This window comes from Burkholderia sp. MSMB617WGS (assembly GCF_001532025.2).
In the GTDB taxonomy this organism is placed as follows: Bacteria; Pseudomonadota; Gammaproteobacteria; order Burkholderiales; family Burkholderiaceae; genus Burkholderia; species Burkholderia savannae.
Map to the genome: position 1 here is coordinate 2,644,691 of NZ_CP013457.1, position 15,704 is coordinate 2,660,394.

The following is a 15,704-nucleotide window of genomic DNA, read 5'->3' on the forward strand; positions in this document are numbered from 1 at the left end:
GCTTTCATTGTATCCAGAGGACGCTTTTATGAAATCCCCGGGTTTCCGGCGTATGATTTGCCGACAAACATCAAACTGTCATCAGCACGTCATCGCACCGTGAGAATTTCCGAGCGACCTTTCGAGTCTGCGTCTGACCTTTCGTATTCTCTGCCGATGCCTCTTCGCTATCCGCTTTTGAATCGTGAACTCGGCATCCTGGGCTTCAACGAGCGCGTGCTTGCCCAAGCCACCGATCCTCACGTCCCCCTTCTCGAACGCCTGCGCTTCATCTGCATCACGAGCAGCAACCTCGACGAATTCTTCGAAGTCCGGATGGCCGGGCTCCAGGAGCAGATGCGCGACAATCCGGGCGCGCTCGCGCCCGACGGCATGTCGTTGCAGCACGTGTACGACCTCGTCGTCGAGCGCGCGCAGCGTCTCGTGCACCGGCAATACGCGATGCTGCACGAAACGATCCTGCCCGCGCTCGAGCAGGAAGGCATCTATTTCCACGGCACCGAGACCTGGAGCGACGCGCAGATCGAATGGGCGCGCCGCTACTTCCTCGACGAGCTGCTGCCCGTCCTCACGCCGATCGGCCTCGATCCCGCGCATCCGTTCCCGCGCGTGCTGAACAAGAGCCTGAACTTCGTGATCGAGCTCGAAGGCCGCGACGCGTTCGGCCGCCAGGCGGTGATGGGCATCGTGCAGGCGCCGCGCGCGCTGCCTCGCCTCGTGCGGATGCCGCAGGAGCTGTCGGGCTTCCAGCACGGCTTCGTGCTGCTCAGCTCGCTGATGCAGCGCTTCGTCGGCGAGCTGTTCCCGAAGCTCGTCGTCAAGAACTGCAATCAGTTTCGGATCACGCGCAACAGTGAGCTTTTCGTCGACGAAGACGAAATCACGAACCTGCGCGTCGCGCTGCAGGGCGAGCTGCCCGCGCGCCACCTCGGCAACGCGGTGCGCCTCGAGGTGTCGGCCGACACGCCGCCGCACCTCGTGCGGCGCCTGCTCGACGAAAGCGGCCTCTCCGAGAAGGATTGCTATCGCGTCGACGGCCCCGTCAATCTCGTGCGGCTGATGCAGTTGCCCGATCTCGTCGATCTGCCCGAGCTCAAGTTCACGCCGTTCCTGCCGTCGATCCCGCACGCGGTCGCGAGCGCGCCGTCGATGTTCGATGCGATCGATCGCGGCGACATCCTGCTGCACCATCCGTACGAAAGCTTCCAGCCGGTGCTCGAGCTGCTTCAGCAGGCGGCGCAGGACCCGAGCGTCGTCGCGATCAAGCAGACGATCTACCGCACGGGCACCGATTCACCGCTGATGGACGCGCTGATGGAAGCCGCGCGCAACGGCAAGGAAGTCACGGTCGTCGTCGAGCTGCTTGCGCGCTTCGACGAGGAGACGAACATCAACTGGGCGTCGCAGCTCGAGGCGGTCGGCGCGCACGTCGTGTACGGCGTGGTCGGCCACAAGTGCCACGCGAAGATGATGCTGATCGTGCGCCGCGTGACGCACAACGACAAGTCGGCGCTGCGCCGTTACGTGCACCTCGGCACCGGCAACTATCATCCGCGCACCGCGCGCCTCTACACCGACTTCGGGCTGATGACGGCCGAACCGTCGCTGTGCGAGGACGTCCACCACGTGTTCCAGCAGTTGACGGGCATCGGCGGCGAACTGAAGCTGCACGAGATGTGGCAGTCGCCGTTCACGCTGCACCCGCAGCTCATCGAGCACATCCGCGCGGAAACCGAGCACGCGCGCGCCGGCAAGCGGGCGCGGATCGTCGCGAAGATGAACGCGCTCCTCGAGCCGACCGTGATCGCCGAGCTATACGAAGCGTCGCAGGCGGGCGTGAAGATCGACTTGATCGTGCGCGGCGTGTGCGCGCTGCAGCCCGGCGTGCCGGGGCTGTCCGACAACATCACGGTGCGCTCGATCGTCGGGCGCTTTCTCGAGCATCATCGGATCTACTACTTCCACGCGGACGGCGAGGAGCTCGTCTATCTGTCGAGCGCCGACTGGATGGATCGCAATCTGTTCCGCCGCGTCGAAGTCGCGTTCCCGGTGCGCGAGCGCAAGCTCAAGCGCCGCGTGATCGCCGAGGGGCTGTCGGTGTTCCTCGTCGACAATCAGTCCGCGTGGCTCATGCAAAGCGACGGCCACTATCGCCGCCGCCGCGCCGGCAAGGCGCCGCGCAACGCGCAGCTCGGGCTTCTCGCGAAATTCTGCTGAACGGGCGGCGCCGGGCGCGCCGCGCCTTGTGCGGGCGACGCATAAGCGGCGGCCGCGACCGCCGCCGCTCGGCTGCGCCGTCTCGCCGTGACGATGCGCTGCGACGATGCGCTACGTTTCGCGCCGAATCGGAAAACCTCAAACAGGAAGCAGCGACGGCCCACGCGCCGCGCACGCTTCGAACGCGCGGCGGCGCGCGCCGCCTCGCGTCACGCGGCGTGCCGCCGGCTGATCGTTCGATGCGCGGGAAAGCGCGCGGTGAACGTGCTGCCGCGCCCCTCCTCGCTCTGGATCGCCAGTTGCGCATCGTGCCGTTGCAGCACGTGCTTGACGATCGCGAGCCCGAGCCCCGTGCCGCCCGTGTCGCGCGAGCGGCTGCGATCGACGCGGTAGAAGCGCTCGGTGAGCCGAGGCAGATCGACGGCCGGGATGCCGAGCCCGCTGTCCGTGACCGAAAACACCGCCTGCGCGCCGTCGCGCCGCCATTCGACGCGGATCTTCCCGCCCTCCGGCGTATAACGGATCGCGTTCGTCACGAGATTGCCGAGCGCGCTGAAGATCTCGGTCTGCGCGCCCGTCACCGCGAGCGTCTCGTCCACCTTGAACGTGATTTCGTGATGTCCGTTCGACAGCGTCTGCGCGTCGTCCTTCAGGTGTTCGAGCACCGTGCGCATGTCGACCGCGCGATCGGCGGGCGGCTTGCTCTCGCCTTCGAGCTTCGCGAGCACGAGCAGATCGGTGACGATGTGCCGCATCCGCGACGCCTGCTGCTCCATCAGCTCGAGATAGCGCGCGCGCTCGTCGTCGGACAGCGGCAGCTCCCGCATCGTCTCGAGAAAGCCCGACAGCACCGTGAGCGGCGTCTTCAGCTCGTGCGACACGTTCGCGACGAAGTCGCGCCGCATCGCGTCGGTGCGCTCGAGCTCGGTGATGTCCTGCGTGAGCAGCAGCTTGCGATTCTCGCCGTACGGGAACACTTGCACGGCGAGCACGTTCTGCCGGTTGCCGCCCATTCCGCGCATCACGAGCGTCTCGTCGTAGTGCTGACCGTTCAGGTAGCGGACGAAGTCGGGATGGCGAACGAGATGCGCGATGTGCTGGCGCAGGTCGCGCTTCGCGTCGAGCCCGAAATGCACTTCGGCGATCGCGTTGCACCACTCGATCTGATCGCGGTCGTCGAGCATCGCGACGCCGTTCGGCGACGCCTGAATGGCCTGGATGAAGCGCGAATGCTGCTGCTCGACCTGGCGCACCTGCCCGTGCCACTGCTTCGCGAGCTTGTGCAGCCGGTAGTAGATCTCGCCCCAGATGCCGGGCGCGCTCGGCACCTCGCCGTAGACGGGCGCATCGAGCAGGCGCCAGAGGCGCTGCGTGTGAAACGTGCTGAAGAAGCCCTGCGCGACAAGCATCGCGAGCGCGAAGACGAGCGCCGGCACGGGGCCTGCAATGACGCCGATGATCACGCTGACGAGCGCGAGCAAGACGAGCGACACCAGAAAGCGCGCCCAGATGATGTTCATGATTCGGCGCCCGACGAAAGATGAAGACGATGGCTCGCCACGGCGCGCACCCCTCGCGCCGCGCGGCCGTTACGCGTGTTTCGCGAGGCGGTAGCCGCTGCCGCGCACGGTTTCGATCATAGCATCGCAGCCGGCGGGCTTGAGCGCGGCGCGCAGCCGCTTGATGTGCACGTCGACCGTGCGCTCCTCGACGAATACGTGGTCGCCCCAGACCTGATCGAGCAGTTGCGTGCGGCTGTGGACGCGCTCCGGATGCGTCATGAAGAAATGCAGCAGACGGAACTCCGTCGGGCCGAGATCGAGCTTGATCTCGCTGCCTTGCGCATGCGCCGCGACGCGATGCGTCGCCGGATCGAGCCGCAGCCCGTTGATCGACACCACGTCCTCGGTGAGCTGCGGCGCGCGGCGGCGCAGCACCGCCTTGATCCGCGCCATCAGCTCCTTCGGCGAGAACGGCTTCGTCACGTAGTCGTCCGCGCCGATCTCGAGGCCGAGCACCTTGTCCTGCTCGTCGCCGCGCGCGGTGAGCATGATGATCGGAATATGCTTCGTCCGCTCGTTGTTGCGCAGGTCGCGCGCGAACGCGATGCCGGACTTGCCCGGCAGCATCCAGTCGAGCAGGACGAGGTCGGGCAGCACGTCGCTGATCAGGCTCTGCGCCTGCTCCGCGTTGTAAGCGCGAATCGGGCAATGTCCCGCGTGCTGCAGGTTCACCGAAATCAATTCGGAAATCGCGGGCTCATCTTCGATGACGAGAATGTTGCTGGGCATCGGCACCTCGGTCCGTCCTTGTCGACAGGGTTAGCTATTGGCTTCGCGATCGAGCATGTCGCGCGGCTGGTGCCGCACGTCGGTGCCCTTCACGATGTAGATGATGAATTCGGCGATGTTCTTCGCGTGATCGCCGATCCGCTCGATCGCCTTCGCGATGAACAGATAGTCGAGGCCGACCGAGATCGTCCGCGGATCTTCCTGCATGTACGACACGAGCTTGCGCACGAACGCGCGGAATTCCTGGTCGATCTCCTTGTCGTCCTTGACGATCTGCGCGGCCGCGACCGTGTCGAGGCGCGCGAACGCGTCGAGCGCGCGGCGCAGGATCGTGACCGCCATGTCGCCCGACACCTTGATCTCGGCGATGTTCACGCCGCGCGCGGCGGGCTCGTCGACGAGGCGGCGCACGCGCTTGGCGATCTTCTCCGCCTCGTCGCCCGCGCGCTCGAGGTTCGTGATCGTCTTCGAGATCGACATCAACAGGCGCAGGTCGCGCGCGGCCGGCTGCCGGCGCGCGATGATGTTGCCGCACTCCTCGTCGATCTCGACTTCCATGTGATTGAGGCGGTCTTCCGCTTCGATCACGCGCTCGGCCGCGTTGCGGTCGAACTCGTTCAGCGCGCGCATCGCTTCGGTGATCTGCGCTTCGACGAGGCCGCCCATTTCGAGCACCTTCGACGACACCGCATTGAGATCGGCGTCGAACTGGCTCGACAGATGTTTATCCGACATTGTTGCTCTCCGTCATTCGGTCAGCCGAAGCGGCCCGTGATGTAGTCTTCCGTTTCCTTGCGCGCGGGCTTGATGAAGATCTTCTCCGTTTCGCCGAACTCGATCAGCTCACCGAGATACATGTACGCGGTGTAGTCCGAGCAGCGCGCCGCCTGCTGCATGTTGTGCGTGACGATCACGACCGTGTAGTCGCTCTTCAGCTCCGCGATCAGCTCCTCGATGCGGCCCGTCGAGATCGGATCGAGCGCCGAGCACGGCTCGTCGAGGAGCAGCACCTCGGGCCGGATCGCGATTCCGCGCGCGATGCAAAGACGCTGCTGCTGGCCGCCCGACAGCCCGTAGCCGCTCTGGCTCAGCTTGTCCTTCACTTCGTTCCAGAGCGCCGCCTTCGTGAGCGCCCATTCGACGCGATCGTCCATCTCCGAGCGCGTGAGCCGCTCGAACATCTTCACGCCGAACGCGATGTTGTCGTAGATCGACATCGGGAACGGCGTCGGCTTCTGGAACACCATGCCGACGCGCGCGCGCAACAGCGAGATGTCGAGCTTCGTCTGAAGCAGGTTCTCGCCGTCCATCAGGATCTCGCCTTCCGCGCGCTGCTCCGGATAGAGCGCGTACATCTTGTTGAACGTGCGCAGGAGCGTCGACTTGCCGCAGCCCGACGGGCCGATGAACGCCGTCACCTTCCCCTCGGGAATGCTCAGGTTGATGTTCTTCAGCGCGTGGAACTGGTTGTAGAAGAAATTCAGGTTCTTGACTTCGATCTTCGCGTTCAGCGGCGCGAGCGGACGCTGCCCCGCCGCCGCGCCGAAGCCGGCCGGCGCCGTCGCGCGTTGGGAAGGATCGAGGTGGCTTTCTGCCATGTTCATCGGATTGCTCCGCCGTTACTTTTTCGAGAAGACCGAGCGCGCGAGGATGTTGAGTCCCAGCACCCCGAGCGTGATCAGGAACACGCCCGCCCACGCGAGCGACTGCCATTCCGCGAACGGGCTCATCGCGAACTTGAAGATCGTGACCGGCAGGTTCGCAATCGGCTGATTCATGTCGACCGAGAAGAACTGGTTCGACAGCGCGGTGAAGAGAAGCGGCGCCGTTTCGCCGGCGATCCGCGCGACGGCGAGCAGCACGCCCGTGATGATCCCGCCCACCGACGCGCGCAGCGTGATCCTCAGGATCATCCGCCACTTCGGCGTGCCGAGCGCGAACGCGGCCTCGCGCAGCGCGTTCGGCACGAGCTTCAGCATGTTCTCGGTCGTGCGGATCACGATCGGAATCTGCAGCAGCGCGAGCGCGACGACGCCCGCCCAGCCGCTGAAGTGGCCGGCCTTCGCGACGACGAGCGCATACACGAACAGGCCGACGACGATCGACGGCGCCGACAGCAGGATGTCGTTGATGAAGCGCATCACGCTCGCAAGCCAGCTCTTCTGGCCGTATTCGGCGAGATAGACGCCCGCGAGGATGCCGATCGGCGTGCCGACGAACGTCGCGAGCGCGACGAGCATCAGGCTGCCGACGATCGCGTTCGCGAGGCCGCCGCCCGCCGTGTTCGGCGGCGGCGTCGATTCGGTGAAGAGCGTGAGCGACAAGCCGCCGATCCCGAGATGCAGCGTCGTGTAGAGAATCCAGACGAGCCAGAGCAGGCCGAACGCCATCGCGGCGAGCGACGCCGTCAGCGCGATCACGTTGGTCGCCTTGCGGCGGCGCTGCAAGCGCGCGCGCATCGCGTCGAGCGCGGCGCCGTCCGGGCCCGGCATGTTGAGAATCGGCGAGCTCATTTGCGGCCCTCCCCGCGTTCGAGGCGCAGCAGCATCAGCTTCGAGATCGCGAGCACGATGAACGTGATCACGAACAGGATGAGGCCGAGCTCCATCAGCGCGGACGTGTGCAGGCCGGGCGCCGCCTCCGCGAACTCGTTCGCGAGCGCCGACGTGATGCTGTTGCCGGGCGAATACAGCGATACGTTGTCGAGCAGGTTCGTGTTGCCGATCACGAACGTGACGGCCATCGTCTCGCCGAGCGCGCGGCCGAGGCCGAGCATCACGCCGCCGATCACGCCGGTCTTCGTATAGGGCAGCACGATCTTCCACATCACTTCCCACGTCGTGCAGCCGATTCCGTAAGCGGATTCCTTCAGCAGCACGGGCGTTACTTCGAACACGTCGCGCATCACCGACGCGATGTACGGAATGATCATGATCGCGAGAATCACGCCGGCGGCCAGGATGCCGATGCCGATCGGCGGCCCCTGGAACAGCGCGCCGATGATCGGAATCGGCCCCAGCAGCGCGCCGACGGGCTTCTGGAAATACGTCGCGAAGATGGGCGCGAACACGAGGAGGCCCCACATCCCGTAGACGATCGACGGGATCGCGGCGAGCAGCTCGATCGCGACGCCGAGCGGCCGGCGCAGCCAGACAGGCGACAGCTCGGTGAGAAAGAGCGCGATGCCGAAGCTCACGGGCACCGCGATGATGAGCGCGACGAGCGACGTGACGATGGTGCCGTAGATCGGCACGAGCGCGCCGTACAAATCGGAGTTGGGGTCCCATTCCGTGTGCCAAAGGAACGAGAGGCCGAATTTTTCGATGGTCGGCATCGACGCGACGACGAGCGACACGATGATGCCACCGAGAAGGAGTAGCGTCACGATGGCGGCGACGCGCGTGAGGCCGCCGAACACGATGTCGCCGTACCGGCTCGGCGCGCGCATGGGCGCCTGGCCGCCGGATCGTGTCGACGCGAAAGGAATGTCAGACATGGGAGCCTGTTTTTCAATGACGAACGGCTTGCGCCGCCCGCCTGTACCGCAAACGCCGCCCGGCCGTGCAGCCGGGCGGCGAACCGCTGCGACGTTGCCGTCGAGCTTACTCGGCGACCGTCTTGCCCGCCGCGTCCGTCACCTTCACCTTCCACTGCTTGCGGATTTCCGTCTCGACCGACGCCGGCAGCGAGATGTAATCCAGATCGTCCGCCGCCTTCGCGCCGTTCTTGAACGCCCAGTCGAAGAACTTCAGCGTTTCCGCGCCTTGCGCCGGCTTGTCCTGCTTCGCGTGCAGCAGCACGAACGTCGCGCCGACGACCGGCCACGCGTCCTTGCCCGGCTGGTTCGTGAGGATCTGGTAGAACGACTTCGACCAGTTCGCGCCGGCGGCAGCCGCCTTGAACGTTTCGGTCTTCGGCTCGACCACCGTGCCCGTCGAGTTCTTCAGCGCGGTGTAGGCCATGTTGTTCTTCTTCGCGTACGCCCACTCGACATAGCCGATCGCGCCCGGCAGGCGCTGCACGAATGCCGCGACGCCGTCGTTGCCCTTGCCGCCCGTGCCCGTCGGCCAGTTGACGGTCGTGCCTTCGCCGACCTTCGACTTCCACTCCTCGTTGACCTTCGACAGGTAGTTCGTCCAGATGAAGCTCGTGCCCGAGCCGTCCGCGCGGCGAACCACTGCGATGTCCGTGTCCGGCAGCTTGACCTTCGGGTTCAGCGCCGCGATCGCCGGATCGTTCCACTTCTTGATCTTGCCGAGATAGATGTCGCCGAGGACGGCGCCCGACAGCGTCAGCTCGCCCGCCTTCACGCCCGGCACGTTGATGACGGGCACGACGCCGCCCACCACCGTCGGGAACTGGAAGAGGCCTTCCTTCGCGAGTTCGTCATCCTTCAGAGGCGCATCCGAGCCGGCGAAATCGACCGTCTTCGCAACGATCTGCTTCAGGCCGCCCGACGAGCCGATGCCTTGGTAGTTGACCTTCGCGCCGCCCGACTGCTGATAGTCGGCTGCCCATTTCGTGTAAATCGGCATGGCGAAGGTGCTGCCCGCGCCGGTGATGTCGGCGTGTGCGGCGACCGCGAAAAGCGCGCCGGCGAGACCGGCGAACGCGGTTTGCATCAATTTCATGAGACCTCCAGTGTGTGAGCGGATGACTACGGCACCGCGAAGATTAGGGGCTCCTCATGACAGTAATGTGACATTCGATGAACCTGCTGTGACAGTAACATGACTCGATTGAAAGGCGACAACGGCCTCTGTCGGGGCCGCCGGCCAATGCGAGCACGCCGCCTGTAGAGCGTAGGAAAAAATTCACGCGAAGGAAAAGGCCGATGTTGGCGAGGGGGAGTAACGGGGTCGGATCGTGGAGAAGATGACTGGCGCGCGGGCTACGGTCTATTTGATTGGACGACCTCGAGCAAGGCGTGAAAACGCCGCGGGGCCGCCGATCCGGGGGGATCGGCGGCCCCGCTGATATGGAAGCTCGCCGAGTAGTGTTGCGACCCTGACTCGGCTGACTCGGCTGACTCGGCTGACTCGGCTGACTCGGCTGACTCGGCTGACTCGGCTGACTCGGCTGACTCGGCTGACTCGGCTGACTCGGCTGACTCGGCTGACTCGGCTGACTCGGCTGACTCGGCTGACTCGGCTGACTCGGCTGACTCGGCTGACTCGGCTGACTCGGTCGGCTCGGTCGGCTCGGTCGGCTCGGTCGGCTCGGTCGGCTCGGTCGGCTCGGTCGGCTCGGTCGGCTCGGTCGGCTCGGTCGGCTCGGTCGGCTCGGTCGGCTCGGTCGGCTCGGTCCCGGCGTAAGCGCTCCGCGCTTACGCCGTCGCCTGCCTGACCGCGTCGGCGATCGCCTCCGCGTGGCGGTTCGCGTCCGCCGCGTGTCGAGCCTCGACCATCACGCGCAGCACGGGCTCCGTGCCGGACGCACGAATCAGCACCCGTCCGCTGCCCGCGAGCGCCCCTTCGGCGGAATCGATCGCGCGCCGGATCGCGTCGCTGCCCTTCCAGTCGGCGCCCGGCTTCATCCGCACGTTGATCAGCTTCTGCGGGAACAGCGTCACGCCGTCTAGCATCTGCGCGAGCGTCGTGCCGCTGCGCTTGAGCGCCGCGAGCACGAGAAGCGCCGACACGATCCCGTCGCCCGTCGAATGCCGATCGAGCGACAGAATGTGGCCCGAACCTTCGGCACCGAGCTGCCAGCCGCGCTCGCGAAGCTGCTCGAGCACATAGCGATCGCCAACCGCCGCCCGCACGAACTGCACGCCCACGTCTTTCAGTGCGACTTCGACGGCGAGATTCGTCATCAACGTTCCCACCGCCCCCTCGACTTGGCCGTTAGTTGCGATGCGATCCTTGACCAACACATAAAGCAGCTCGTCGCCGTTATACAGCCGGCCGGTGTGATCGACGACCAGCAGCCGGTCCGCGTCGCCGTCGAGCGCGATGCCGAGATCCGCGTGGTTCGCACGCACCGCGCGCATCAGCGCATCGGGCGCGGTTGCGCCGACGCCGTCGTTGATGTTGAAGCCGTTCGGCGCGACGCCGATCGGGATCACGTCCGCGCCGAGCTCGTGAAACACGTGCGGCGCGACCTGATACGCGGCGCCGTGCGCGCAGTCGACGACGAGCTTCATCCCGCGCAGATCGAACGCCGCCGGGAACGTGCTCTTGCAGAACTCGATGTAGCGGCCGGCCGCGTCGTCGAGACGCCGCGCCTTGCCGAGCCCGTCCGACGGCGCGCATTCGAGCGGCTTGTCGAGCCACGCTTCGATCGCGGCCTCGGTTTCGTCCGGCAGCTTGTTGCCGTCAGCCGAGAAAAACTTGATGCCGTTGTCGTGATACGGATTGTGCGACGCGCTGATCACGACGCCCGCCGACAGTCGCAGCGCGCGCGTCAGGTACGCGACGCCCGGCGTCGGCATCGGCCCCGCCAGCATCACGTCGACGCCCGCCGCCGAGAAGCCGGCCTCGAGCGCCGCTTCGAGCATGTAGCCCGACACGCGCGTGTCCTTGCCGATCAGCACCGTCGGGCGCGCGCCCGACGCCGCGCGCCCGGACGCGCTCGCGAGCACCTTGCCCGCCGCATAGCCGAGCCGCAACACGAAATCGGGCGTGATCGGCGCCTCGCCGACCTTGCCGCGAATGCCGTCCGTGCCGAAATAACGACGTCCCATGTAGAACCTTCCTCCTTGTTTCGACTTATGCTAGCCGCGCGGCATCGCGCACGGCGCTCCATACTTTCAGTGCGTCGACGGTCGCCGCGACATCGTGCACGCGCACGATCGCCGCTCCCCGCTCGACCGCGCAAACCGCCGCGGCGACGCTCGCCGCGACGCGCTCGGGCGCCGGCTTGCCGATCAGCGCGCCCAGCATGGACTTGCGCGACATGCCCGCGAGAATCGGATACGCGCGCCCGTCGGGCCGCGTCGGCGCCGTGAACGGCAAATGCGCGAGCAGCGCGTAGTTGTGTTCTATCACCGACTTGCCGAAACCGAACCCCGGATCGACGCTGATACGCCGGAAATCGATGCCCGCCCGCACCAGCGCGTCGGCCCGTTCGGCAAGAAACGCACGCACGTCGGCGACGACGTCGCGATAGTCGGGCTCGTGCACCTGCATCGTCTGCGGCTCGCCGAGCATGTGCATCACGCAAAGGCCGCACGCGCTGTCGCGCACGGCGTCGATCGCGCCCGGCTGGCGCAGGCCCCAGATGTCGTTGATCAGATCGGCTCCCGCCGCGAGCGACGCGTGCATCACGGCAGGCTTGTACGTGTCGACCGACAGCGGCACATTCATGCCGCGCAGCGCTTCGACGAGCGGAATCACACGCTCGAGCTCCTCGTCGAGCGGCACGGGCGGCGCGCCGGGCCGCGTCGACTCGCCGCCGATGTCGATGATGTCGGCGCCCTCGGCGATCATTCGCTCCGCCTGCGCGAGCGCAGCGTCACGAACGACATAGCGGCCGCCGTCGGAGAACGAATCGAGCGTGACGTTGAGAATCCCCATCACGAGGGGGCGCTCGAAGGTCAGCGTGAAGCGGCCGCATTGAAGCGGTTCGGGAACGGGAAAAGCGGAATCGGGATGGGACACGAGCTCGGGCGTCGGATCGAACGCGATGGGAAGCGATGAAATGCGTCAGGCAAGAAAGCAAAACGGGCCGGTGTGACAGCCGCACCAGCCCGTGAACGAAATCCGCGATCGTTTATGCCGGCGCGGTGGCGTTGCCCGGCTTGACTTCGGCGCCGGACGAACCGCCCGACGAAGGATCGCCGGCCGGCGGCGCGCTCTTCGGCGAGCGCGGCGGACGCCCTTCCATGATGTCGTTGATCTGATCGGCGTCGATCGTTTCCCACTCCATCAGCGCAGCCGTCATCGCCTCGACCTTGTCGCGATTCTCATCGAGCAGACGGCGCGCGAGGCCGTACTGTTCGTCGAGCACGCGGCGGATTTCCGCGTCGACCTTCTGCTGCGTCGCTTCCGAAATCGTGCGCGTGAAGCCTCGGCCGAACGGGCCGCCGTCATTCTCGTCGTCGACGTAGACCATCGGCCCGAGCGCGTCGGTCATCCCGAAGCGGGCCACCATCGCGCGCGCGGTCTGCGTCGCCTTGTTGAAGTCGTCCGACGCGCCGGTGCTGACGAGGTTCAGGAACAGCTCTTCCGCCACCCGGCCGCCGAACAGGATCGCGAGGCGATCGAGCAGGTAGTCCTTCGAATACGTCTCGTTGTCATGCTCCGGCAGTTGCCACGTGACGCCCAGCGCACGGCCGCGCGGGATGATCGTGACCTTGTGGACCGGATCGGCCTTCGGCAGCAGCTTCGCGATCACCGCGTGGCCCGACTCGTGGTACGCGGTCGCACGCTTCGCTTCCTCGCGGATCACGGCCGACTTGCGCTCCGGCCCCATGAAGATCTTGTCCTTCGCGTCCTCGAAATCCTGCATCTCGACGATCCGCTTGCCGCGGCGCGCCGCGAACAGCGCGGCCTCGTTGACGAGGTTCGCGAGATCGGCACCCGAGAAGCCCGGCGTGCCGCGCGCGATGACCGCCGCGTCGACGTCGTTCGCGATCGGCACCTTGCGCAGGTGCACGCGCATGATCTGCTCGCGGCCGCGGATGTCCGGCAGGCCGACGTAGACCTGGCGGTCGAAACGGCCCGGACGCAGCAGCGCCTTGTCGAGCACGTCGGAGCGGTTGGTCGCGGCGATCACGATCACGCCCGAGTTCGCCTCGAAGCCGTCCATCTCGACGAGCATCTGGTTCAGCGTCTGCTCACGCTCGTCGTTGCCGCCGCCCATGCCGGCGCCGCGGTGACGGCCGACCGCGTCGATTTCGTCGATGAACACGATGCACGGCGCATGCTTCTTCGCCTGTTCGAACATGTCGCGCACGCGGGCCGCGCCGACGCCGACGAACATTTCGACGAAGTCCGAGCCCGAGATGCTGAAGAACGGCACCTTCGCCTCGCCCGCGATCGCGCGTGCGAGCAGCGTCTTACCGGTGCCGGGAGGCCCGACGAGCAGCACGCCGCGCGGGATGCGGCCGCCGAGCTTCTGGAATTTCTGGGGATCGCGCAGGAAATCGACGAGCTCGGACACTTCCTCCTTCGCTTCGTCGCAGCCGGCGACGTCGGAGAAGTTGACCGCGTTGTTGTTCTCGTCGATCAGCCGCGCGCGGGATTTGCCGAACGAGAAGGCCCCGCCCTTACCGCCGCCCTGCATCTGTCTCATCATGTAGAACCAGAACACGATGATGAGCAGCGTGGGACCGAGGTAGTAGAGCGCGGAGACGAGCGCGTTCGGCTCGTCGTCGGCCTTGCCGCTGACCTGCACGCCGTACTTCATCAGATCGCCGACCATCCAGATGTCGCCCGGCGACACGATCTGATATTTCTGACCATCCGCGGGAGTGACGGTGAGGTTGCGCCCCTGCACGACGACGTTCTTGATCTTGCCGTTCTTCGCGTCATCCATGAACTGCGAATAGGAGACGCCTTCCTGGACGCGGGGCTTGTCGAACTGCTTGAACACCGTAAACAGCACCAGTGCGATCACGAGCCACACTGCTGCCTTCGAAAACATATTGTTGTTCAAAGCACCACTCCTTCACTCATAGACGAGCGCCTACATTTGCCTTGCGGCGCTCCTCAGGCATTCTAATCCAGTCCGCAGCCCCTCGCCATAAGGATTCGCTACCGCGCCGATAGGCGCGCGGCACGACTGGCAAGGGCTCCGGCGCATCCTGCCGCGCCATGCCACCTTCAGCGCGGTTGCTTCAGATGCCGACCCAAAATAAACGTTTCGGACGATTTGTCGCGGGAAGCTTTTGGCTTGCGCGGCGCCACCGTTTTAAATTGGTGCTTGAATTTCTCGACAATCTGGCTGTAGCCGCTGCCGTGGAAGCACTTCACCAAAAGGGCCCCATCCGGTTTCAGATGGTTTTGCGCAAATTCGAGCGCCAGATCGCAGACATGCTCGATCCGCGCCGCATCCGCGACCGCCACGCCGGACAGGTTGGGGGCCATGTCGGAAATTACAAGGTCGACCGGGCGCCCGGCGAGGACTTCCTCCAATTGGTGCAGCACGTCCTCCTCGCGGAAGTCACCCTGGATGAAATGGACGTCGGCGATGGGCTCCATCGGCAGCATGTCGAGCGCGATGATCGTGCCGTCGATCCCGCCCTCACGCACCGCGTCGCGCCGCAAGCCCCGCGCAAGCTTGTTGCGCGCGTACTGGCTCCAGCTCCCCGGCGCGGCGCCCAGGTCGACGATCACCTGGCCCGGACGGATCAGCTTGTCCTGCTCGTCGATTTCCTTCAGCTTGTACGCGGCGCGCGCGCGATAGCCCTCCCGCTGCGCCATTTTGACGTACGGGTCGTTGATGTGGTCATGCAACCAGGATTGGTTAAAGCGGTTCTTTGCCATGCGATGGAGAGATTGCTGCCGATTGCTTCGTGAAGCCGCACTTTTGGCGGATAATACGGGACTTATTGGCGCGGCTTTCGGCCCCGACGGGCCCAAGCCGCGATTTTACGTGGTTTCGGCGCGCCGCCGCGGAAAAGCTTTGCCGCTCTTCCCGGCTCGCCCGCCGTCAATTTGATTCGAATTCCTCATTCCGATGCCCGCCCTTTCGCTTTCCCCCGCCGAGCGCTCCGCGCTGCGTTCCGAAGCCCATGCGCTCAAGCCCGTCGTGCTGATCGGCGCAGAAGGGCTTACCAATGCCGTGCTCGCCGAGATCAAAGTCCACCTCGCCGCGCACCAGCTGATCAAGATCCGCGTATTCGGCGACGAGCGCGACGAGCGCGTCGCGATCTACGACGAAATCTGCGACCGCCTGAATGCCGCGCCGATCCAGCACATCGGCAAGCTGCTCGTGATCTGGAAGCCCGAGCAGGCCGAAGAGGCGCCGCCGCGCGGGCGCCGCGGCGTGCCGAGCGCGCGCGAGGCCGCCCGCGCGGGCGCCGCGCCGTCGGCTGACGCGAAGGGCCGCGCGCCGCGCGTCGTCAAGGTGGTGAAGCAATCGCCGAACGCGCCCGCCGTCCGCCGGCCGAAGCCGGAGAAAGTGCGCGTGCTCGGCAACGAACGCGTGACCGCGGGCGGCAACGTCAAGCGCGCGAAAAAACGCCAGTCGAGCGCGAAGCGCCAGCATCAGAACGAGAAGTAATCGCCTTCGGGCTTGCCACACGGCCGG

At 65.9% G+C, this 15,704-nt stretch carries 13 protein-coding genes; 2 read left to right on the top strand and 11 right to left on the bottom strand.

Features of this window, described 5'->3' with window-relative positions; genetic code table 11:
- Nucleotides 1-156: 156 nt before the first annotated feature.
- On the top strand, nt 157-2,217 hold the full coding sequence (gene ppk1, locus WT60_RS13030) for a polyphosphate kinase 1 (protein WP_059580927.1): 2,061 nt from the start codon (nt 157-159) through the stop codon (nt 2,215-2,217).
- A gap of 209 nt (nt 2,218-2,426) precedes the next feature.
- Here the strand turns inward: ppk1 and phoR are convergent, their stop codons facing one another.
- The 11 genes from phoR to WT60_RS13100 all read right to left on the bottom strand — a co-directional run bounded on the left by phoR (nt 2,427) and on the right by WT60_RS13100 (nt 14,938).
- Complete coding sequence (phoR, locus tag WT60_RS13035) at nt 2,427-3,737, bottom strand: phosphate regulon sensor histidine kinase PhoR (protein WP_038749803.1); 1,311 nt, start codon at nt 3,735-3,737, stop codon at nt 2,427-2,429.
- 69 nt (nt 3,738-3,806) lie between these two features.
- A complete protein-coding gene (phoB, locus tag WT60_RS13040) occupies nt 3,807-4,508 on the bottom strand; it encodes a phosphate regulon transcriptional regulator PhoB (protein ID WP_038749800.1) in 702 nt (233 codons plus the stop codon).
- Nucleotides 4,509-4,538: 30 nt separating this feature from the next.
- The gene (gene phoU / locus WT60_RS13045; RefSeq protein ID WP_038749797.1) at nt 4,539-5,243 is read right to left on the bottom strand and encodes a phosphate signaling complex protein PhoU; all 705 of its coding nucleotides are present in this window, start codon (nt 5,241-5,243) and stop codon (nt 4,539-4,541) included.
- A gap of 20 nt (nt 5,244-5,263) precedes the next feature.
- Nucleotides 5,264-6,112, bottom strand: a complete 849-nt coding sequence (gene pstB, locus WT60_RS13050; protein ID WP_038749794.1) for a phosphate ABC transporter ATP-binding protein PstB — start codon at nt 6,110-6,112, stop codon at nt 5,264-5,266.
- A 15-nt stretch (nt 6,113-6,127) separates the two neighbouring features.
- A complete protein-coding gene (pstA, locus tag WT60_RS13055) occupies nt 6,128-7,021 on the bottom strand; it encodes a phosphate ABC transporter permease PstA (RefSeq protein ID WP_038749792.1) in 894 nt (297 codons plus the stop codon).
- Nucleotides 7,018-8,004, bottom strand: coding sequence for a phosphate ABC transporter permease PstC (gene pstC / locus WT60_RS13060; RefSeq protein ID WP_060355310.1), 987 nt, complete (start codon nt 8,002-8,004; stop codon nt 7,018-7,020). The genes pstA and pstC overlap by 4 nt, the downstream gene beginning before the upstream one ends.
- Nucleotides 8,005-8,110: 106 nt before the next feature.
- The gene (pstS, locus tag WT60_RS13065; protein ID WP_038749786.1) at nt 8,111-9,139 is read right to left on the bottom strand and encodes a phosphate ABC transporter substrate-binding protein PstS; all 1,029 of its coding nucleotides are present in this window, start codon (nt 9,137-9,139) and stop codon (nt 8,111-8,113) included.
- A gap of 695 nt (nt 9,140-9,834) precedes the next feature.
- Nucleotides 9,835-11,193, bottom strand: coding sequence for a phosphoglucosamine mutase (glmM, locus tag WT60_RS13085; RefSeq protein ID WP_038749784.1), 1,359 nt, complete (start codon nt 11,191-11,193; stop codon nt 9,835-9,837).
- Between the two features lie 25 nt (nt 11,194-11,218).
- Nucleotides 11,219-12,109 carry a dihydropteroate synthase gene (gene folP, locus WT60_RS13090; protein WP_059670147.1) on the bottom strand — a complete coding sequence of 297 codons (891 nt, stop codon included), beginning with the start codon at nt 12,107-12,109 and terminating at the stop codon, nt 11,219-11,221.
- 112 nt (nt 12,110-12,221) lie between these two features.
- On the bottom strand, nt 12,222-14,108 hold the full coding sequence (ftsH, locus tag WT60_RS13095) for an ATP-dependent zinc metalloprotease FtsH (RefSeq protein ID WP_038749778.1): 1,887 nt from the start codon (nt 14,106-14,108) through the stop codon (nt 12,222-12,224).
- Nucleotides 14,109-14,275: 167 nt separating this feature from the next.
- A complete protein-coding gene (locus tag WT60_RS13100) occupies nt 14,276-14,938 on the bottom strand; it encodes an RlmE family RNA methyltransferase (protein WP_059580940.1) in 663 nt (220 codons plus the stop codon).
- A gap of 193 nt (nt 14,939-15,131) precedes the next feature.
- On the opposite strand from WT60_RS13100, the gene WT60_RS13105 reads away from it, so the two are divergent.
- Nucleotides 15,132-15,677, top strand: coding sequence for a YhbY family RNA-binding protein (locus WT60_RS13105; protein ID WP_038749772.1), 546 nt, complete (start codon nt 15,132-15,134; stop codon nt 15,675-15,677).
- The last annotated feature ends 27 nt before the right edge of the window (nt 15,678-15,704 follow it).